We start from the raw sequence: 18,857 nt of genomic DNA on the forward strand, positions 1-18,857 counted from the left end.
ATGCAGATCCTGATCCTTGGAGGAACGAGCGAGGCACGCCAGCTTTGCCAGGCGTTGGAGTCTCGGCGCGATCATCATATCATTTTTTCATTGGCGGGGGTCACAAACTCGGCACTTCCCGTCCCTTCTGAAAAGCGGATCGGCGGATTTGGTGGCGTTGACGGGCTCACGACCTATCTCGGCGCCAACCGGATCGATGCGGTCATTGACGCCACCCATCCTTTTGCCGCGCAAATGAGCCGCCATGCTGTCGAAGCCGCAACGCGATGCGCCCTTCCGTTACTGCGTCTGTCCCGACCGGCATGGAAGGCGCCGCCAGGGGCACGCTGGCGGCATGTCGACAGCATCGACGCGGTACCAGCCGTTCTGGGTGAAACGCCTCGCTATGTCTTTCTCACCACGGGGCGCAAGGACCTCGCCCCGTTCATGATGACCCCGCACCGCTATCTCCTGCGCAGCATCGAAACGCCGTCCTTGCCTCTGCCGCCTCGCACAACCCTGATTCTGGCGCGGGGGCCCTTCTCGCTTGATGACGAGATCGCGCTTATGACGCAGCACGGGATCGAGTGTCTCGTGACGAAAAATGCCGGCTCGGATGCCACAGCTGCCAAGCTCGATGCCGCAAGACGGCTCGATCTTGAGGTAATCATGGTCGATCGCCCTGCCTTGCCGCCTGCGCAGGAATGCGAGAGCGTCGAGGAAGCTCTCGACTGGGTTGCGCAGAATGCGCGTCAGGGAACCCGACGCAGCGTATAGAGCCAGGGGATCTGGCCCGGTCGCTCTATCTGCTTCGTATGGGCGCAACCGATCAGCACAAGCGTGCTCATATCGGCGCTTTCCCCTCTCGCCTGAGACAATGTCGTGCTCAGCACATGCTCGGTGGGACGTCCGATCGCACGCGCGAATACAACCGGGATCTCTCCCGGCAGCACGTCGCGCAGCGCTGCCAGGCCTAGATCGAGCTGCCCCGGTCGCGCCAGAGAGCGAGGGTTGTAGAGCGCGATCACAAGCCCCGCCTCTGCGGCAAGGCGCAGACGCCTGACCACGACGTCCCAGGGCTTGAGATTATCGGAAAGAGAGATGACACAGAAATCGCCGCCCAGAGGCGCACCGAGCCGTGCCGCCGTTGCCAGTACCGCGGTCACACCGGGAATGACCCTGATATCGATCGCACGCCAGGCCTCGGGCCCTTCAGCCACGGCCTCGAACACGGCGCTGGCCATGCCGAACACACCGGCATCACCACCAGAGACCACCACCGGCACCCGCCCCTGCATGGCAAGCTCCAGCGCATGGCGAGCGCGGCCCAGTTCCTCGCGATTATCGGTCACATGGGGCACGGCCTGATCTGCTGCGCCAAATACCACAGCCCGCGTGACATAAAGCCCGTAACCGAGCAGATCGGTCGCCTGTGCCAGAGCCTCACGCGCTTCCTGCGTGACCTGGCCTTCTGCGCCCGGCCCAAGCCCCACGATAAAAAGACGAAATGTCATCGGGCGCGTTTGCGGCCGGGCACCAGCACCATCGAGAAATAGGGGGCCTTTTCCGGGGCCTGATCGAGCGGCAGACAGATCTGGCCGCTCTGCGTGCCACGCTCGACATAGACCGCCTTTTCATCCCGGCCGCTTCGATGCAATGCCGCACGCACCTTCGCGAAATTCCGGCCTAGCTTCATGATGACATGCGCGTCGCCCCGACCGAGCCAGTGCGCGAGGCTCTCTTCATCCAGTGTGGCAGGCAGCACGCTCAGCACGTCATCGCCATGTACCATCGGCAGGTGCGCCGCCGACCAGCAACCGCTCATGCCCGAAATTCCCGGTACGATCTCACAGCGATAGGCGGGGCTGAGCCGATCGAACAGATACATCGCCGAACCGTAAAGGAAGGGATCGCCCTCGCATAAAAGAGCGACCTGCCGCCCCTCAGCGAGCTCCTTCGCGAGATCCCGGGCACAGGAATCGTAAAAAGCCCCCATCTCGGCGAGATAGCGCGGGTCTTCAACCGACACGCCGGTGGTGAAGGGGTAGTCGAAGCGCAGCTCATGCGCATTCCGGGGGATATGCCCGTCTGCAATCACACGCGCATGTCCGGGTCGGCCGCAGGCGGCAAACCACGCCACCACATCGGCTTCCGCCAGAAGACGCACTGCCTTGAGAGTCAGTAGTTCAGGATCACCCGGCCCCATGCCGAGGATGCGACAGACACCGCTCATTCTGTCTCGCTTGCGAGTGCGTTGACGCAGGCAGCCGCCATGGCGCTCCCCCCCAGCCTGCCGCGAACGACGACCCAGGGAATTTCGTTGAGCACCGCCAGAGCCTCCTTGGATTCTGCCGCACCGACAAAACCCACCGGCATGCCGATGATCGCCGCCGGGCGTTTGCCGCCACGCTCGATCAGCTCGAGAAGGCGAAAAAGCGCCGTCGGGGCATTGCCGATGGCCACCAGTGCGCCATCGAGATCATCCCCCCAGAGATCGACCGCGGCTGCCGAGCGCGTATTGCCAATGAAAGTAGCCACTTCAGGCGTTCGCTTGTCCCGCAGGGTGCAGATGACCTGATTGGCCGCAGGCAGCCGGGCACGGGTCACACCATGCGCCACCATTTCCGAATCACACAAAACCGGCTTGCCCGCGAGGAGAGCGTTTCGCGCCGCCGGGACAAAATCAGGCGAGAAAGACAGATGACGCGTTACCTCGACCATGCCACAGGCGTGGATTACCCGCACGGCCACACGCGACTGATCCGGCGTGAACCCGGAAAGATCGGCTTCTGCCCGTATCGTCGCAAAGGATCGTGCATAGATTGCCGCCCCGTCGCGGATGTAATCATAGCTCCCCTCGGTCATGGGCGGCTTTCTTCCTTCCTGTCTTTCCCGGCGGGATCGTCCCGATGCAGACGCCTTCGCACGTCCTCGATGCCAAGGCCAGTCTCGACCGGCCGGTCAGCCACTGTGCCATTCCAGATGAGATCATAACCTGTCTCGCGCGCGACGAGGGTCACATTGCTCTGACCGCGCGAGGCACAGCCCTTCGCGCAACCCGATACATGCAGACTGCGCCCCAGAAGAGCCGGGGCAAGAGACAGCGCATCCTTGCGGGTCGGGCTGAGCGCCTGATGACAGCTTCCCTCACCGGGGCAGGCAATCAACGCACGACGCAGATCCTGCGGGTCGCTCATCAGATCGGCGGCTTCAATCCGGCTTTCCAGAATCAGACCACGCCATGGGGTAACCCGCGTCGTGGCGCCTGTCGCTGACAGAAGGGCACAGCTCTGGCTGCTGATTTCGCCAAGAACGGCTTCCACCCCGAAACAACCCGGAAGAAATGCCCCCATGAGCGCAGGTCTCCTGCCGGTGAAAGGCGATGCCTTGTGCAGTGCCCTCCCCTCCATCCGTTGCCTGCAAGACGCTTCGAGACACTCCATCACAAGGGCAACAGCCCCTTGCCTGTCTGTCGCCTGAGATACGGCACCATGATGGAGCACCCATGAGCCGCTTTCATGACGCAGCATCACGTCGGCGCGCATGGCGCCCGACGGCACGAGCCCTCCCCCATCGACAACCACGCCGAATTTCTCAGGGGGATGCCAGTCGAAGCCCGATGCCGTGACGGCCGCCTCGATTTCACGCGCCAGAGCCAGCGTGTCAGGAGCGCAGGCAGGGTCACGCCCCGCCAGAGGAGACATGAAAAGCACGCGACGCCGGGATTCCCGCTGCGGGTCTGCAAGACCCAGTCCTGCCTCGGCCGCCTGCAGCGCAAAACGGCGCGCCGCTTCTTCCTGAAAGCCACGCAATTGCAGATTGCCGCGCAGGGTCAGGGTGATGCGTCCATTCCCCTGTCGCGCTGCCATTTCAGCCAGAAACGACAGCTGCGCCGGGCTCAGCCCCTCAAGATCGGGCGTGACACGCACGAGCCACCCGTCATGGGTCTGCATGGGGGCATGAAGGCTCGGGCACCAGCCTTTTCGCATCGGGTTACGACTCATCCCCGCCTGATAGCGCCCAATGCAGGATCGTGCTCACAAAAAAAGCTGCATGCCTTGCGACATGCAGCTTTCTCTATGCCTGCAGAGGCAGAACTGACTCAGGGAAGCTGGGTCGGCGCTGCAACTGGCAGAGGCGAAGCAACGATCAAGGCCTGGCTGTGCTGCACCAGAGTGCTGGGGCAGATACCCAGTAGAATGGTAGCGCAAGCCAGAACCGTGATCAGCGCGGCATTCACCGGCGTCGGCGACGTTACCTCGGCATGAGACTCGCGACCGGCTGGTGCCGGAGTCAGCATGATCAGGATCAGACGCAGATAGTAGAACAGGCCGATCGTGCTGCTCAGGATAAGCACGAGAAGCAGAAGGGTCTGATGCGCCGATACGCCAGCTGCCACGATATAGAACTTCGCGAAGAAGCCGACTGCGGGCGGAATACCAGCCAGCGAAACCAGCATGACAGACATTGCCAAGGCCGCAGCGGGCTTGCGACGGAACAGACCGTGCCATTCGCGGATATCCGTACCCTGCGGCAGAACACCGTTCATGATGGCGAATACGCCAATGGTCGAGATCGCATAGGCCGCCAGATAGAAAGCAGCCGACGCCACGCCAAACGGAACCGGCGACAGGAAGGCCACCAGCAGATAGCCCACATGCGCGATCGACGACCCTGCCAGCAGACGGCGCAGATCGGTCTGCACCACGGCCATCAGGTTACCACCCAGCATGCTGAGAATGGCCACGATCAGGATTTCGTTGACCTGTGCGCTGGGCACACCGAGATTGACGGACGAGAAATAGCGCAGCATCGCGGCGAAAAGCGCGATCTTCGAGGTAACCGCCACAAGAGCTGCCACCGGCACCGAGGTGCCTTCAAGCACATCGGCCAGCCAGAGATGAAACGGCACAGCGGAAAGCTTGAAGAACATACCTGTCAGAACCAGGATCACGCCCATCGTGCCGATAATCGGCTCGGGAGCATGCGACAGATCCGGAACAGCGAAGCGCAGCGATCCGGTTTCGGCGTAGATGAGTGCGAAGCCGAAGACCATCGTGGCCGATGCCACACCGGAGAGCAGCAGATATTTCATCGCGGCTTCACCGGCATCCAGACGCTTGTTCTGGAAGGCGATCAGACCAAGCAGGGCAAGGCTGAGCGTTTCGAGGCCGAGGAAGAACGAAATGAAATGAACGGCGCCGGTCATGGCAACACCGCCCAGCGTCGCCAGCGTCAGCAGCAGGAAATACTCGCTGTTGACGGTCGGGTCAGCGCTGATCGCGCCATGGCGCGACATCAGAACGATGGCAAGCACCGAGAGAATGATCAGCGCACCGGCAAAGGAGGCCCATGTATCGGGCGCAAAAAGCGGCAGCGCCCCATTCATGAGAAGGGCTGTCGGCATCATGATCGAAGCCAGGGCGGCTACGAGCACGATGACGCACAGAATGGCATCACGGGCGACATGGCGCCGCCAGGAGATGGCGGCCAGCTGGACCAGGCTCCCGAGGCAGAGCACCAGCACAGCGTTGGGAAGGAACGAGAAAGACATTACTGTGCCTGCTCCTGAGCGATGCTCACGACATGGGGGCTGGCAGGGACTGAAAGATTCAGAACCGGCTGCGGATAGACACCAAGCGCAAGGAGAAGAAGGGCTGCCACACCAAGAACGGCGATATGCGGCACGGAGGGCGCACCAAGCGGAGCGAGGCTTTCGGTCTTCTTGGGGCCATAGAACACACGAAGCATCATCGTGAGCGAATAGATCGACGAGAGAACAAGGCCTGCTGCTGCAAAGAACGTCATGACATGGCTGACCTGCCATGTTCCCATCAGCACAAGGAACTCACCAACGAAGTTCCCCAGGCCCGGCAGGCCGAGCGACGCGGCAGCGAAGAACATGGCGAGCGCCGACAATTGCGGCATGGCAGGCCAGAGACCACCCATCTTCGACATGTCACGCGTGCCCAGACGCTCTTCCAACAGACCGGCGATCACGAAAAGCGCGCCAGTGCTCAGACCATGCGCCACCATCTGGGCGATAGCGCCCTCCATACCGATGCGCGTGCCAGAAAACACACCCAGCAGAATGAAGCCGAGATGGCTGATCGACGAATAGGCGATCAGACGCTTGATATCGTCCTGCGCCACAGCAAGCCATGCGCAGTAGAGGATACCGACAACGCCAAGCGTCATGGCAAGCGGTGCGATATGCGCCGATGCCTGCGGGAACAGCATGACCACGAACCGGATCAGACCGTAGCCACCCGTCTTGGCCAGAACACCTGCAAGCAGAATGCTCACCGCGGCCGGAGAGGCCGCATAGGTGTCAGGCAGCCAGGCATGGAAAGGCACCATCGGCAGCTTCACCGCAAAGGCGATGAAGAAACCAAGCATCAGAACCGGTGCGATCGGTGCGATGAGGGCGGTCTGCGACAGGGCAAAGTAATCGAAGGTGATCACGCCCGTGCGCTGCTGGTTGACGATGACCAGGCCAAGGATGGCCAGAAGCATCAGCAGACCGCTGCCCTGCGTGAACAGGAAGAACTTCAGCACGGCGCGCTGACGACCGGCATCGCCCCAGATCAGGATGAGCCCGAACAGCGGCAGCAGCATCAGTTCCCAGAAGAAGAAGAACAGGAAGAGATCGGTCGCCATGAACACGCCGTTGATCCCGGCCACGGTGGCCAGAAGCAGGCAGTGGAACAGCCCGGCACGATCGGCGACGTTCCGCGCGCTGAGCAGCACGCAAGGCAGTGCGATCACCGCGTTCAGCCAGAGCATGACGAGGCTCAGCCCGTCGAGATCGAACCGTACGTTGATACCGAGCATCGGTACCCAGGCCATGGAGAAATGGGCGAACCATCCTCCCGCCCCGGCACCAGCAGCAAAGCTGCTGATCGTGATCTGGGCGAGGAGCACCACCATGAGAACAAGGGTAATCAGGGAAGATACCCAGGCGGCGCGTGAAGCGCCCCGCAGCCCGACAAGCCAGGCTGCGAGACCCCCGATGAAGGGGATAAGTACGAGAGCGGGAAGTGCAAACATCATCATACCGCCAGACAAAGAGCTGCAACCGTTCCTGCTGCGATCCAGCCGGCATAGCGACGCACCTGGCCGCTCTGCAGCTTCGCAACAGCATGTCCGCTGCCCTGCGTCAGGGCTGCAACCAGATCATAGAAACGATCGATGAAATCACGACGGTTCAGGCGCGCAAGCACCATGAACGGCCGCACGAAGACCCAGTCATACAGCGTGTCGAAACCCCAGTCGGCGCGCAGCGTCGCGATGGCAGGGCTTTCGGCAGCAACCGGTGCTTCGCCCTTGGGGCGCCACAGCGTCCAGGCGATGGTCACACCGGCGATCGGCACGAGCGAGCCAAGAATGAGCAGGCTGGTATTATGCTCTTCAGGCAGTGCGCCCAGAACAGGCGCCAGCAGGTTGGAGAAGATATGCACGTTTGCAATGGCATCCGGCATTTCCATCCAGCCACCGCCGATGGCCAGAACCGACAGGATTGCCATCGGGAGCGCCATCGCCAGACCTGACTTGCCATGAGCATGGGTGCGATGAGCGCCCCAGAACACGATGAACACGCAGCGGAAGATGTAGATGGAGGTCAGGAAGGCGCCAAACAGCGCACCCGCCCAGAAGATCGGGCTCAGATCATAGGCGCTGCCCAGAATGAGCTCCTTGGAGAAATACCCGGCCGTGATGAGCGGCAGACCAGCCAGAGCGGCCGATCCGGCAAGGAACGCAGCAAACACCCAAGGCATGTCCTTGCGCAGACCACCCATCTTGAAGATGTCCTGCTCGTGATGAACACGCAGAATGATCGATCCTGCCGCCATGAAGAGCAGCGCCTTGAAGAAGGCGTGGGTCACGAGATGGAACATGGCTGCATGCCAGGCGCCGCAACCGAGCGCCAGATACATGTAGCCGAGCTGGCTCATGGTGGAATAGGCGAGGATACGCTTGATGTCTGTCTGGACCAGAGCGCTGCCAGCGGCGAGCAGAATGGTCACGAAGCCGACGACTGCGCAGGCCAGCATGGCCAGCGGCGTCATCACGAACAGACCATGCAGTCGGGCCAGAAGATAGACACCTGCCGTGACCATTGTTGCAGCATGGATGAGCGCCGAAACAGGCGTCGGGCCTGCCATGGCGTCAGGCAGCCAGGTCTGGAGCGGCACCTGCGCCGATTTGGCCATGGCGCCACCCAGCAGCAGGAACATGCCCAGCGTCAGGGTGCGCGGAGCGGCATGGGGGCCAACAGCCAGAAGCGTCGGAATGTCCAGAGAGCCGACGGCGGTCGCCATGAGCAGCATGCCCAGCAGGAACAGCGCATCACCGACACGCGTGACCACGAAGGCCTTGCGCGCTGCGATGGCATTGGCCTGTTCGCCATACCAGAAGCCGATGAGGAGATAGGAGCACAGCCCCACGCCTTCCCACCCGATGAAGACGCCCAGCAGATCGGAAGCCAGAACCAGCAGAAGCATGGAGGCCACGAAGAGCGTCATGTAGGTGAAGAAGCGCGCGATATCCTCGTCGTCATACATATAGGCGCAGGCATAGACGAGAATGAGGAAGCCAACGCAGGAGACGACCAGCATCATGACCAGCGAAAGCCGGTCGAGGGTCAGCGCGATCTGGGCGTTGAAGGAGCCGACATTCATCCAGTTCCACAGCACGACGTGCAGCGAACCGAGCGAATTCGGGCCAGAGAGAAAGCTGTAGGCCGACACCACGGCAAACAGGGCGCAAAGCCCCATTCCGGCGCCGACAAGCAGCGTCGTGGCCCGTGCGGGCAGCTTGCCCCCGGTCAGCATCAGGATGATGGAGACCGCAAGGGGGCAGAGAATAACGAGCGGAAGCAGCGAAGCCACGAGACTAACCCCCCAGACGGTTGCCGGTATCGGCATCAAGCGTGGAGCGTCCGGCAGCATGCATGCGCAGGATGATGGCCAGACCGACAGCGGATTCCGCTGCGGCAAAGGCCACGACCATCATGAACATGACCTGGCCATCCGCCATATGCCAGCGATTGCCCGCCGCGATAAACGCGAGGCATGCGGCATTGAGCATGATTTCGGTCGACATCAGCATGAAGAGCAGGTTGCGGCGCACGAGAACGCCCAACGCTCCGAGTGAAAAGAGAATGACAGCGACAATGAGCGCGCCATTGGGATCGGCAGCAGTCATATCAGGATTTCCCTCCGATCCGGCGGCCGATGTGATAGGCGCTTACGAGACCTGCCAGAAGCAGGAACGAGGAAAGCTCGACGGTCAGGATATAGGGGCCATACAGCGTCAGACCGACCGCCTTGGGGCCGATTGGCGCACCCACCGTACCAACGGCCATGGTGTTATGGCTGACGCCATAAACCAGCAGACCCATCAGCAGCAGCGAGATCACGCTTGGGCCGATCCAGGCGCCGCCTGCAAACCAGCCTTTTTCACGAAGCTGATCGGGCTGGCCGAGATTGATCATCATGACCACGAAAACGAACAGGACCATGATCGCGCCGGCATAGACGATGATCTCGAGCATGGCCGCGAAAGGCGCGCCCAGCTCTTCGAACATGCAGGCCAGAGCCAGAAGCGACACGACGAGATAAAGCAGGCCGTGAACGGGGATGGTGCGGGTAATCGCCAACGCAGTCGCGCCGATGGCGATCAACCCATAGAGTTCAAGCATGATATTCATGATCAGGGCATCAGCGCATGAATGTCGACAGGCTTGGCTTCATTTTCGGCTTCACCTTTATTCTTGCCCGGGATCTTAAGCCCCGAAACATTATAGAAGCTGTAATCATGTACCTTGCCGGGTCCGCTGATCAGGAGGTCTTCCTTCTCGTAAACCAGGTTCTGGCGCACATATTCGCTCATCTCGAAATCGGGCGTGAGCTGGATGGCATAGGTCGGGCAGGCTTCCTCACAGAAACCGCAGAAAATGCAGCGTGAGAAATTGATCTGGAAGAATTCTGGATACCAGCGCCCTTCCTTCTCGCCTTTCTGAAGGCTGATGCAATCCACCGGGCAGGCCGCGGCGCAGAGATTGCAGGCCACGCAGCGCTCTTCACCGCTGGGATCGCGGGTGAGAACGATACGGCCGCGATAGCGGGGGGACAGGTAGGGTTTGACGTCCGGATACTGCACCGTTTCATTGCGATGAAACATGTGCAGGAACGTCATCCATATAGTGCGGAGAATACCGAGCATGGCGCGCCCCCTCTCAGACGCCCGCGCGCAGCAGAATGACCGCGCCGGTGACCAGAATGTTAAGAAGAGACAGCGGCAGCAGCACCTTCCAGCCGAAGGACATCAGCTGGTCGTAACGCGGACGGGGGAGTGCTGCACGCAGGAGAATGTAGAAGCAGATCAGCAGGAAGACCTTGATCGCGAACCACAGGAAGGGCGGCAGGAACGGGCCATGCCAGCCACCGAGATAAAGCGTGGTGATCAGCGCCGAGCTGAGCGCAACACCGGCATATTCAGCCAGATAGAACATGCCGAATTTCATGCCCGAATATTCGGTATGAAAACCGGCGCCGATTTCGTTTTCGCCTTCAGGGAAATCGAAAGGCAGACGATGCGTTTCGGCGATACCGGCCAGCAGAAAGATCACGGCACCGAGGCATTGCGGGATGATGAACCAGCAATTGGTCTGCGCTTCAACGATATCACGAATGCTGAACGAACCGGCCGCCATGACCACGCCCATGACCGAAAGACCCATGAACACCTCATAGGAAATCATCTGGGCCGCGGCACGCATGCCACCGAGCAGGGCGTATTTGTTGTTGGACGACCATCCGGCGAGAACCACCGAATAGACGCCAAGACCCAGCATGCCGAAGATGAAGAGCAGGCCGACATTCAGCTCACCCGCCACACCCCAGATGGGGGTGATGGGCACGACACCGAAGCAGAGCAGAACGGCCAGAAAGCCGATGATCGGTGCGACAAGAAAGACCGGCTTGTCCGCAAAAGGCGGAATCCAGTCCTGCTTGAACAGCATTTTCATCGCATCGGCGATGACCTGAAAAAGGCCGAACGGGCCGACGCGGTTGGGGCCGGGGCGATCCTGGAACACGCCGAGCAGGCGACGCTCCAGCATGGTCGAGACCGCTGCGACGCCGAGAACGCCAAAGACGGTCACGACGATCACAAGAATTGGCCACACGATGGGCATCATACCGCGCTCTCCGTTCCAATACGCTCGGCAGGCGCCGTGATTTCAAGAGAAACCCAGCCCGGTGCCGACCAGGAGCGGGACACCATATGCGGCGGGCATGTGGCGACACCTTCGGGCAGAGAAGGATCAAACACGGCATCGACCGTGAAGACCTCGCCATTCAGCGACAGACGTACTTGAGCACCCTTGGCCACGGCCCCACCGATACGCACCACCGCAGGGGCGGCGCGCTCGGCGATCGGCTGGGCCATCATGCTCATTTCATCCGTACCGAATACGCGGGCTTCCGGCAGAAGCATGAACTGACCGGCGCGAGGAGCAAAAGCCGACGGCACGTCCATGGCGTAGGAACCAGCCGCGTTGGCCACCCCTTCCACCAGACGCACGCCGCAATCGCCACCGCGCATCTTGCCACCGATTTCCTGCTGGAAGCGGTTCAGCGACTGCTCGGAGTTCCAGCCAGGCACCTGATAGAACGGCACGAGCGTGCCGGGCATGTCAGTGCTGTAGGAGCCTTCCATGGTGGAATGCAGCGGTGTGTCGGGCGAGCTCGGCGGCGGAATGTCGCGAACACTGATATTGGCACGAATGGCCGTGCGTCCGCTGACGCGATGCGTCTGGCTGCGCAGCGGCGTACCTTCGAGCTCATAGTCCGAACCCGGTGCCGCCTCGGGGATGCGGGCGAAAACCGGCATCGTCGTCGCGATTTCAGCGATCAGATCATCCAGCTTGCCCCAGGGCTTCACGTGGCTGAGGCCAGCGGCCTGCGCCATATCGGCAATCCAGCGCCAGCCTGCCTGAAGCGGCGCATCAGGATAGACAACCTGGAAGAAGCGCTGGGCGCGACCTTCGGCACTGACAAGCGTGCCATCCGTCTCGGAATAGGCTGCCGAGGGGAAGGTAACCTGCGAACGAATGGCCGTTGGCGTAACCGAGTGATCGAGCACCACCAGATTGGCGGCACTTTCAACCAGCGCATCGAACCGCGCGCCATCAAGGCGGCGGCTCAGATCGTTTTCGAGAACGATCAGCGTGGCATCGGCAGAGCGGGCAGCGATCGTGTCGAGCGAGAGCCCGTCCATAAGCGCGAGGCCCATGGAGTTGGCTTCCGGCAGGACGAAGCTGATGAGCGGCGTCTTGCCCTTGGCGGCCAGGGCAGAAGCGATGTTCGCCGTTGCCTGAAGCAGCGCTGCGGAAGCGTATTGCAGGCCCGAGACCAGCAAGGGCTTCTCGGAGGCCAGCAGGGCTTCAGCAATAAGCGAAGCGGAAGCCGCCTCGGCCTCGGTGAGACCGGCCACATCGGGAGCCGACGCGTCGATGCGATGCGCAATGGCAAAGCCGAGACGCGCGGCATCTTCCGGCATGGCACGGATGGCGTCCTGCGCGAAACCGTCCAGATCGGTCACGGTGGGCGATACAACGAAGAGCGGCGAGATCGTGTCCTGACCCAGCGTACGCACCGAAGCGTCCATCCAGTGAGGGACACGGGCCTGATCAGCCGCCTTGTTGAAGGCCGTGCGCTTGATCTGGCGCAGTGCCAAGCTCATGCGTGGTGAGGTTGCCGAAACATCCTCACCCAGGATCAGGGCGCCGTCAGCGGTTTCCATCTCATGCATGGTGGCGATGCGCGCCGGGCCAGCGGCCAGAAGCGACACGGCGAGCTTGACGAGGCTGTGCTGCGGCTCGGCCATGCCGGTCGAGAAGTTCTCGGCACCGACGAGCTTGCGCAGGGCGTAGTTGGATTCCAGCGAGGCGCGCGGCGAGCCGATGCCCACCAGCTTGCCCGAAGCCGCGATCTTGCCGAAATGATCCAGCGCGGCCTGGGCCGGTACCGGTGTCATGTCGCCATTGATCACATAACCAGCCGAACGCAGGCGCGTCGGGGCATTGACCCAGCCATGACCGAAGCGACCGCGATCGCACAGGAAGTAGCGGTTCACCTCATCATTATAGCGGTTGAGCGTACGGCGAACCTTGCCGGCGCGCTCATTGATGATGGTGTTGCAGCCTGTTGCGCAGTTGGAGCAGACGGACGGCGCGCCGCGCATGTCCCATTTGCGGCTGTACATCTTCGAGAACGGCTTGTCGGTGAACACGCCGGTCGGGCAGACCTCGATGAGGTTGCCGGAGAAGGGGCTCTCCAGCGTGCCGCTCTCATGACGTCCGAAATAGACATTGTTATGCGAGGCAAACACGCCCAGATCCTGGCCGCCCGCATAGTCACGATAGAAGCGCACGCAACGATAGCAGGCGATGCAACGGTTCATTTCGTGCTTCACGAAAGGACCGAGTTCCTGATTGTTGTGGGTGCGCTTGTCGAAGCGATAGCGACGCTCGCGATGACCGGTCATGACGGTCATGTCCTGAAGATGGCATTCACCACCTTCTTCACAGACCGGGCAGTCATGCGGGTGGTTCGTCATCAGCCACTCGACCACCTCGCCGCGGAATTCCTTGGCTTCGGGGTCTTCAACCGAGATGATCGCGCCTTCAGTCACCGGCGTCATGCAGGCCATGACGATACGACCGCGTGTGTCGTCCGCATTGGCATATTGCTTGACCGCGCACTGACGGCACGCACCGACAGACCCGAGTTCCGGGTGCCAGCAGAAATAGGGCAGGTCTTCCCCTGCCTCGAGACAGGCCTGCAGAAGGTTCACGTCTGAACGTGCTTCAACCTCGCGGCCGTCGATTACGATTTTTGCCATCGGGCCGTTCCTCCTACGCCGCCTGCCCTGCGGCGCCGCTCTCTGCGGTGCCGGAGGCGGGCTTGCTAACCATTCGCTGGAAATCCTCGGCGAACATCTTCAGACCGCTGGCCAGAGGCGCGATCGCACCCGGTGCATGGGCACAGAAAGTGCGCCCCATCGGGCCGATCAGACGGGCTGCGTCATGGAGGCGATCGATATCCTCCGGCGTGCCGCGCCCTTCCTCAATGGCAATCAGAAGACGCTCGACCCAAGGCAGGCCGTCACGACAGGGCGTGCACCAGCCACAGGATTCCTGCGCAAAGAAATGCTCTAGATTGCGGATCATCCCGATCGGGCTGGTCCGGTCATCGAGCAGGATGGCCAGACCCGTGCCAAGGCGGCTGCCCGCCTTTTCCGGCGTCGGGTAGTCCATGATGATGTCAGCGTGCTCGGCCCCGAGGAATGCGGTCGAGGCACCACCGGGCAGGAAGGCACGCAGCTTGTAGCCGTCCTGCATGCCGCCTGCACACTCATTCAGGATCACGCCGAGCGACGTGCCCAGAGGCAGCTCGAACACACCCGGACGCTTGGCACGACCACTGACACCGTAAAGCTTGGTGCCACCATCGACGCAGGCGCTCAGCCCCAGATACCACTCTGTGCCATTGGCCAGAATATGTGGGATATTGCTGAAGGTCTCGATATTGTTCACGACCGTCGGCGCGCCCCACAGACCACCGATCTGGGGGAAAGGTGGCTTGGCGCGCGGGTTGGCGCGACGGCCTTCCAGCGCCGTGATCAGGGCCGTTTCCTCACCGCAGATATAGCGCCCGGCAGAGGGATGGACATGAAGATCGAAATCGAAGCCCGAGCCGAGAATGTTCTCGCCAAGGAAACCGGCCTCACGCGCCTGGATGACCGCCTGCTGAAGGCGCTCCAGACCCAGATGATATTCACCACGCAGGAAGATGATGCCGTGCCGTGCCTGGATGGCATAGGCCGAGATGATCATGCCTTCGATGAGCTGAAGCGGATTGCCTTCGACAAGGATGCGATCCTTGAAGGTGCCCGGCTCCATCTCGTCACCATTGGCTACGATATATTTGAGGCGGTCCTTCGAGGATTCCTTGGGAACGAAGCTCCATTTCATGCCGGTGCTGAAACCGGCGCCGCCGCGTCCGCGCAGCTTGGAATCCGTCACCTCGGTAATGATCTCGGCGGGGCTCATGCCGAGGGCGCGACGCAGGCCGCGCCAGCCACCCTTTTTGTCATAGCCTGCCGGATCGAGTGGTGTCTCGCGATCGACAAGCGCCAGAAGCGGCTGCTTTTCGGGGTTCAGACCAGTCATCACTTCTTCCTCGCCCGAATGTCGTCAATGATGCCGTCAATGTCTTCCGGGCGGACAGGACCGAACAGATCCTTGCCGACCAGCATGGCCGGGGCGTGGTCGCAGTGACCGAGGCAGACGATGGGCAGAACGGTGAATTCACCATCCGGCGTCGTCTCGCCCATTTTCACGCCCAGCTTCTTGCACAGGCGTTCGCGTGTCTGTTCAGCGCCCATGATGTAGCAGGAGACGGAGTCACAGAGCATGACCACGTTCTTGCCGACCGGCTTGCGGAACAGCAGGTTGAAATAGGTGGCAATCCCGTCGAGATCGGCCTGGGACATGCCCAGGATGCGTGCCGTATGGGCGAGATGCGCATCGTTGATCCAGCCGAAACGCTCCTGCACGAGGCGCAGCGCCTCGATGGCGGCGCCACGAGGGTGATGCTCGTGGGCGGCCATGTCGATGAACGTATCGACGAGGTCCTGAGGGAGTTCGGCGTCCTGCGCCGTAAGTTCAGCGGTCGACATCGGCCATCACAAAATCGATGCTTCCGATAATGGCGATCAGATCGGCAATCATGGTGCCGCGTGACAGCATCGGAAGCTGTTGCAGATGAATGAACGACGGTGTGCGGATACGCGTCCGGTAGGACATCGTGCCGCCATCGCTCACGAGGTAATACTGGTTGAGACCCTTGGTCGCCTCGATGCAGGAGCGCACTTCGCCCTGCGGAATGACCGGCCCCCAACTGACGCCCACGAAGTGATGGATGAGCGTCTCGATGTCATGCATCGTGCGCGGCTTCGGCGGCGGCATGGCCAGCGGATGCTCGGCCTTGTAGGCCCCGCCCGGCATGTTATCGAGGCAGTAGCGGATGATGCGCAGGCTCTGGCGGATCTCTTCGATATGCACCGCAGCGCGATCATAGCAATCGCCGTTGACGGCAGTCGGAATATCGAAGTCGATCTGGTCATAACCAGAATAGGGCGCCTTGCGACGATAATCCCATTCCAGACCCGTGGCACGCAGCCCCGGCCCCGTCACACCCCAATCTACCGCCTCTTCGGTATTGTAGACGCCAACGCCCTTGGTACGGGCCTTGAAGATCGGGTTCTTCATGACGAGTTCGTTGTACTCGTCCAGACGCTTGGGCAGATAATCGAGGAAGGCGCGAACCTCGCCATCCCAGCCCTGCGGCAGATCCATCGCCACGCCGCCGATGCGGAAGAAGGCCGGATGCATGCGGAAGCCGCAGATCTTTTCGATGATCTCGAAAACGCGCTCGCGATCGGTGAAGATGTAGAAGACCGGAGAGAGCTGGCCCAGATCCTGCACCATCGTTCCGTAGAACACGAGATGGCTCGAGATGCGGAAGAACTCGGCCAGCATGATGCGAATGAGCTGAGCGCGCGGCGGCACGGTGATGCCTGCCAGCTTCTCGACACCCATCACATAGGGGAAGTTGTTCATCACCCCGCCGACATAGTCGATACGATCGGTATAGGGGATGTAGCTGTGCCAGGTCTGGCGCTCGGCCATTTTCTCGGCGCCGCGATGGTGGAAGCCGATATCGGGCACCGCATCGACAATGAACTCACCCTCGAGCTGCAGTACGACGCGGAACACGCCATGGACCGAAGGATGGTTCGGGCCGAGATTGAGGAACATGAAGTCGCTGTTGTCGGAATGACGCTTCATACCCCAGGATTCGGGGTCGAATTTCAGCGCTTCCTGCTCGTCGAAAACCTGGTCTTCAGAGAGCGTATAGGGCGGACGCTCGGTCGCACGAGCGTAATGGTCCTTGCGCAGCGGATGCCCGACCCATGTGGGCGGGGTCAGGATGCGCGAGAGATGCGGATGCCCCTCGAACACAACGCCGAACAGATCCCAGGCTTCACGCTCCAGCCAGTTCGCATTCGGCCAGATATCGGAAATGGTGCCGATATTCGGATCATCGACCGAAAGCGGCACCTTGAAGCGCACTTCGTCGATCGGGCCGTTGAAGGACTGGATGTGATAGACAACCGTGAAATCAGAAGCCGGAAGACCATCACGGTGAATGCGCTGACGCTCATCCACGCAGGTGAGGTCGAGCAGCATGCGCAGCGTGCCGCCAGCCTTCACCGCCTGCAGCACGGCGCGGATCTGGCCACGCGAGACCCAGAAGGTCGGCACGCCATCGCGTGTCGACTCTTCCATGATGATCATGTGCGGGGGGAAGGCAGCCACGGCGGCGCCCATGACGCCGGAACGGGTTTTTTCGAAAACTTCGCTCATTGCTGTCCGCTCCTCAGATCGTGTCCGGGGTGCGCAGCTTGGTGACCGCCATGCGTTCTTCACGCTTGAGGTCGCGCATGCTGGCCGGGGTCACCTTGGTCACGCCCTGATCGCCAACCATCCAGCTGAGCGGACGGCGCTGCTTGCCGATGGAGTCCTGAAGCAGCATCAGCCCTTCGAGCAGTGCATCGGGGCGCGGAGGGCAGCCAGGCACATACACATCGACGGGGAGGAAGCTGTCGACGCCTTGAACGACACTGTAGATGTCGTACATGCCGCCCGAATTGGCGCAGGAACCCATGGAAATGACCCAGCGCGGCTCGAGCATCTGGTCGTAGAGATACTTCACGATGGGGGCCATCTTGCGGAACACCGTGCCGGCGATCACGATCAGATCGGCTTCACGCGGCGTCGCACGCAGCACTTCGGAGCCGAAGCGGGCAATATCGTAGCGGCTGGTGAAGGCCGTCGCCATTTCCACGTAACAGCAGGAAAGGCCGAAATTGAACGGCCAGACCGAGTTCTTCTGACCCCAGGAAATGAAATCCTGCAGCTTGCCGACCACAAGATTGCGACGCACGTCCTCATGCGCCAGCAATTCTTCAGGTGACTGCAGACGGGGTTCGCCGACGGCGGAGGTAAGAGTCCAAGTCATCGTTATACGACCTCGCGCTCGGGGATTTTGACAAGTTCGACGGGGGAGTTGGGCGGCACCTTGACCGGCATGCGGCGGTGCTTGGGGCCCCATTCAAGGGCACCACTGCGCCAGAGATAGATCAGAGCGAGCGTTAGAAAGACGACAAAGGTCGTAACCGAGATGAAGGCGGCCCAGCCTGCCTCGACCACCACGGAGGCCCATGAGTAGATGAACACGCTTTCAACGTCGAAAATCACGAAGAACACGGCCAGCAGATAGTACTGAACCGGCAGACGGATACGCGCTGACCCTGTTGAGAGGATACCTGACTCGTAGGGCAGGCTCATCGACCGCCCGCGTGCAGCACCGACGCGGCGAGGCCCAAGAGCAGCAGACAGCGCCACCACGATGCAAAGGAAAATGACCGTAAAGGCCACGTAGATCGCTAAAGCATGATCTGCGAGAAACTGAGACACTGGCGCAACCACCTATTCCCGACGGGACCAATGGCCAAAGTCCACCAGAACGCCGAAACGCCCGAACGGAACTAAAAAGCCAATGGTCGAGAGGTTTTTTCTGCGCCATTGCCTAGCATCACATCAAGTGCCTGCCTATCACCTGACCGAGAACACACGAAGCCGTGATCAATTAGGTATTGGTATGGTCCTCTTTTTGTTGATACTGATTATCAACTTCTGTGCCGATTTTTTGAGAAGCATCGACACTTAGTTGATACTGATT

Annotated in this window: 18 protein-coding genes; 1 reads left to right on the top strand and 17 read right to left on the bottom strand. The window is 61.1% G+C overall.

The features are described 5' to 3' along the window. On the top strand, positions 1-756 hold the full coding sequence (locus AA105894_RS01910) for a cobalt-precorrin-6A reductase (protein WP_267310250.1): 756 nt from the start codon (positions 1-3) through the stop codon (positions 754-756). On the opposite strand, the gene AA105894_RS01915 is transcribed toward AA105894_RS01910, so the two are convergent. From AA105894_RS01915 to AA105894_RS01995, 17 genes are all read right to left on the bottom strand, one after another. After that, on the bottom strand, positions 732-1,493 hold the full coding sequence (locus AA105894_RS01915; protein ID WP_267310251.1) for a precorrin-3B C(17)-methyltransferase: 762 nt from the start codon (positions 1,491-1,493) through the stop codon (positions 732-734). The genes AA105894_RS01910 and AA105894_RS01915 overlap by 25 nt on opposite strands. Then, on the bottom strand, positions 1,490-2,212 hold the full coding sequence (locus AA105894_RS01920; protein ID WP_267310252.1) for a precorrin-2 C(20)-methyltransferase: 723 nt from the start codon (positions 2,210-2,212) through the stop codon (positions 1,490-1,492). Before AA105894_RS01920 ends, AA105894_RS01915 begins: the two co-directional genes overlap by 4 nt. After that, the gene (locus AA105894_RS01925; RefSeq protein WP_267310253.1) at positions 2,209-2,844 is read right to left on the bottom strand and encodes a precorrin-8X methylmutase; all 636 of its coding nucleotides are present in this window, start codon (positions 2,842-2,844) and stop codon (positions 2,209-2,211) included. The genes AA105894_RS01920 and AA105894_RS01925 overlap by 4 nt, the downstream gene beginning before the upstream one ends. After that, positions 2,841-3,983, bottom strand: coding sequence for a hypothetical protein (locus tag AA105894_RS01930; protein WP_267310254.1), 1,143 nt, complete (start codon positions 3,981-3,983; stop codon positions 2,841-2,843). The genes AA105894_RS01925 and AA105894_RS01930 overlap by 4 nt, the downstream gene beginning before the upstream one ends. Positions 3,984-4,081: 98 nt before the next feature. After that, complete coding sequence (locus AA105894_RS01935; protein WP_267310255.1) at positions 4,082-5,533, bottom strand: NADH-quinone oxidoreductase subunit N; 1,452 nt, start codon at positions 5,531-5,533, stop codon at positions 4,082-4,084. Next, positions 5,533-7,035, bottom strand: coding sequence for a complex I subunit 4 family protein (locus AA105894_RS01940; protein WP_306414303.1), 1,503 nt, complete (start codon positions 7,033-7,035; stop codon positions 5,533-5,535). The genes AA105894_RS01935 and AA105894_RS01940 overlap by 1 nt, the downstream gene beginning before the upstream one ends. Continuing rightward, positions 7,032-8,906, bottom strand: a complete 1,875-nt coding sequence (gene nuoL / locus AA105894_RS01945; protein WP_408868472.1) for an NADH-quinone oxidoreductase subunit L — start codon at positions 8,904-8,906, stop codon at positions 7,032-7,034. Before nuoL ends, AA105894_RS01940 begins: the two co-directional genes overlap by 4 nt. Beyond that, entirely contained in the window at positions 8,875-9,186 is a 312-nt protein-coding gene (gene nuoK, locus AA105894_RS01950) for an NADH-quinone oxidoreductase subunit NuoK (RefSeq protein ID WP_025840349.1), read from the bottom strand. Before nuoK ends, nuoL begins: the two co-directional genes overlap by 32 nt. 1 nt (position 9,187) lies before the next feature. Continuing rightward, entirely contained in the window at positions 9,188-9,691 is a 504-nt protein-coding gene (nuoJ, locus tag AA105894_RS01955) for an NADH-quinone oxidoreductase subunit J (protein WP_023979430.1), read from the bottom strand. Positions 9,692-9,693: 2 nt separating this feature from the next. Continuing rightward, entirely contained in the window at positions 9,694-10,206 is a 513-nt protein-coding gene (nuoI, locus tag AA105894_RS01960; protein ID WP_025824399.1) for an NADH-quinone oxidoreductase subunit NuoI, read from the bottom strand. 13 nt (positions 10,207-10,219) lie between these two features. Continuing rightward, positions 10,220-11,182, bottom strand: coding sequence for an NADH-quinone oxidoreductase subunit NuoH (gene nuoH / locus AA105894_RS01965; RefSeq protein WP_188426769.1), 963 nt, complete (start codon positions 11,180-11,182; stop codon positions 10,220-10,222). After that, a complete protein-coding gene (gene nuoG, locus AA105894_RS01970; RefSeq protein WP_267310257.1) occupies positions 11,179-13,890 on the bottom strand; it encodes an NADH-quinone oxidoreductase subunit NuoG in 2,712 nt (903 codons plus the stop codon). The genes nuoH and nuoG overlap by 4 nt, the downstream gene beginning before the upstream one ends. A 13-nt stretch (positions 13,891-13,903) precedes the next feature. Continuing rightward, positions 13,904-15,220, bottom strand: coding sequence for an NADH-quinone oxidoreductase subunit NuoF (gene nuoF / locus AA105894_RS01975; protein WP_188426767.1), 1,317 nt, complete (start codon positions 15,218-15,220; stop codon positions 13,904-13,906). After that, the gene (gene nuoE / locus AA105894_RS01980) at positions 15,220-15,729 is read right to left on the bottom strand and encodes an NADH-quinone oxidoreductase subunit NuoE (RefSeq protein WP_127101782.1); all 510 of its coding nucleotides are present in this window, start codon (positions 15,727-15,729) and stop codon (positions 15,220-15,222) included. The genes nuoF and nuoE overlap by 1 nt, the downstream gene beginning before the upstream one ends. Next, on the bottom strand, positions 15,716-17,443 hold the full coding sequence (gene nuoC / locus AA105894_RS01985; RefSeq protein WP_267310377.1) for an NADH-quinone oxidoreductase subunit C/D: 1,728 nt from the start codon (positions 17,441-17,443) through the stop codon (positions 15,716-15,718). Before nuoC ends, nuoE begins: the two co-directional genes overlap by 14 nt. A 49-nt stretch (positions 17,444-17,492) precedes the next feature. Further along, the gene (locus AA105894_RS01990) at positions 17,493-18,134 is read right to left on the bottom strand and encodes an NADH-quinone oxidoreductase subunit B (protein ID WP_023979422.1); all 642 of its coding nucleotides are present in this window, start codon (positions 18,132-18,134) and stop codon (positions 17,493-17,495) included. A gap of 2 nt (positions 18,135-18,136) precedes the next feature. Beyond that, the gene (locus AA105894_RS01995) at positions 18,137-18,592 is read right to left on the bottom strand and encodes an NADH-quinone oxidoreductase subunit A (RefSeq protein ID WP_267310258.1); all 456 of its coding nucleotides are present in this window, start codon (positions 18,590-18,592) and stop codon (positions 18,137-18,139) included. Between the last annotated feature and the right edge of the window lie 265 nt (positions 18,593-18,857).

The organism is Asaia spathodeae NBRC 105894, assembly GCF_025994195.1.
In the GTDB taxonomy this organism is placed as follows: Bacteria; Pseudomonadota; Alphaproteobacteria; order Acetobacterales; family Acetobacteraceae; genus Asaia; species Asaia siamensis.

Bases quoted from the DNA above. Each gene is read 5' to 3' on its own strand.
- nuoF (WP_188426767.1), bottom strand. From the start codon at position 15,220: ATGACTGGTCTGAACCCCGAAAAGCAGCCGCTTCTGGCGCTTGTCGAT.
- nuoG (WP_267310257.1), bottom strand. From the start codon at position 13,890: ATGGCAAAAATCGTAATCGACGGCCGCGAGGTTGAAGCACGTTCAGAC.
- nuoC (WP_267310377.1), bottom strand. From the start codon at position 17,443: ATGGGCGCCGCCGTGGCTGCCTTCCCCCCGCACATGATCATCATGGAA.
- AA105894_RS01925 (WP_267310253.1), bottom strand. From the start codon at position 2,844: ATGACCGAGGGGAGCTATGATTACATCCGCGACGGGGCGGCAATCTAT.
- AA105894_RS01990 (WP_023979422.1), bottom strand. From the start codon at position 18,134: ATGACTTGGACTCTTACCTCCGCCGTCGGCGAACCCCGTCTGCAGTCA.
- nuoE (WP_127101782.1), bottom strand. From the start codon at position 15,729: ATGTCGACCGCTGAACTTACGGCGCAGGACGCCGAACTCCCTCAGGAC.
- nuoL (WP_408868472.1), bottom strand. From the start codon at position 8,906: ATGCCGATACCGGCAACCGTCTGGGGGGTTAGTCTCGTGGCTTCGCTG.
- AA105894_RS01940 (WP_306414303.1), bottom strand. From the start codon at position 7,035: ATGATGATGTTTGCACTTCCCGCTCTCGTACTTATCCCCTTCATCGGG.
- nuoK (WP_025840349.1), bottom strand. From the start codon at position 9,186: ATGACTGCTGCCGATCCCAATGGCGCGCTCATTGTCGCTGTCATTCTC.
- nuoI (WP_025824399.1), bottom strand. From the start codon at position 10,206: ATGCTCGGTATTCTCCGCACTATATGGATGACGTTCCTGCACATGTTT.
- AA105894_RS01920 (WP_267310252.1), bottom strand. From the start codon at position 2,212: ATGAGCGGTGTCTGTCGCATCCTCGGCATGGGGCCGGGTGATCCTGAA.
- AA105894_RS01930 (WP_267310254.1), bottom strand. From the start codon at position 3,983: ATGAGTCGTAACCCGATGCGAAAAGGCTGGTGCCCGAGCCTTCATGCC.
- AA105894_RS01915 (WP_267310251.1), bottom strand. From the start codon at position 1,493: ATGACATTTCGTCTTTTTATCGTGGGGCTTGGGCCGGGCGCAGAAGGC.
- AA105894_RS01910 (WP_267310250.1), top strand. From the start codon at position 1: ATGCAGATCCTGATCCTTGGAGGAACGAGCGAGGCACGCCAGCTTTGC.
- nuoJ (WP_023979430.1), bottom strand. From the start codon at position 9,691: ATGAATATCATGCTTGAACTCTATGGGTTGATCGCCATCGGCGCGACT.
- AA105894_RS01935 (WP_267310255.1), bottom strand. From the start codon at position 5,533: ATGTCTTTCTCGTTCCTTCCCAACGCTGTGCTGGTGCTCTGCCTCGGG.
- nuoH (WP_188426769.1), bottom strand. From the start codon at position 11,182: ATGATGCCCATCGTGTGGCCAATTCTTGTGATCGTCGTGACCGTCTTT.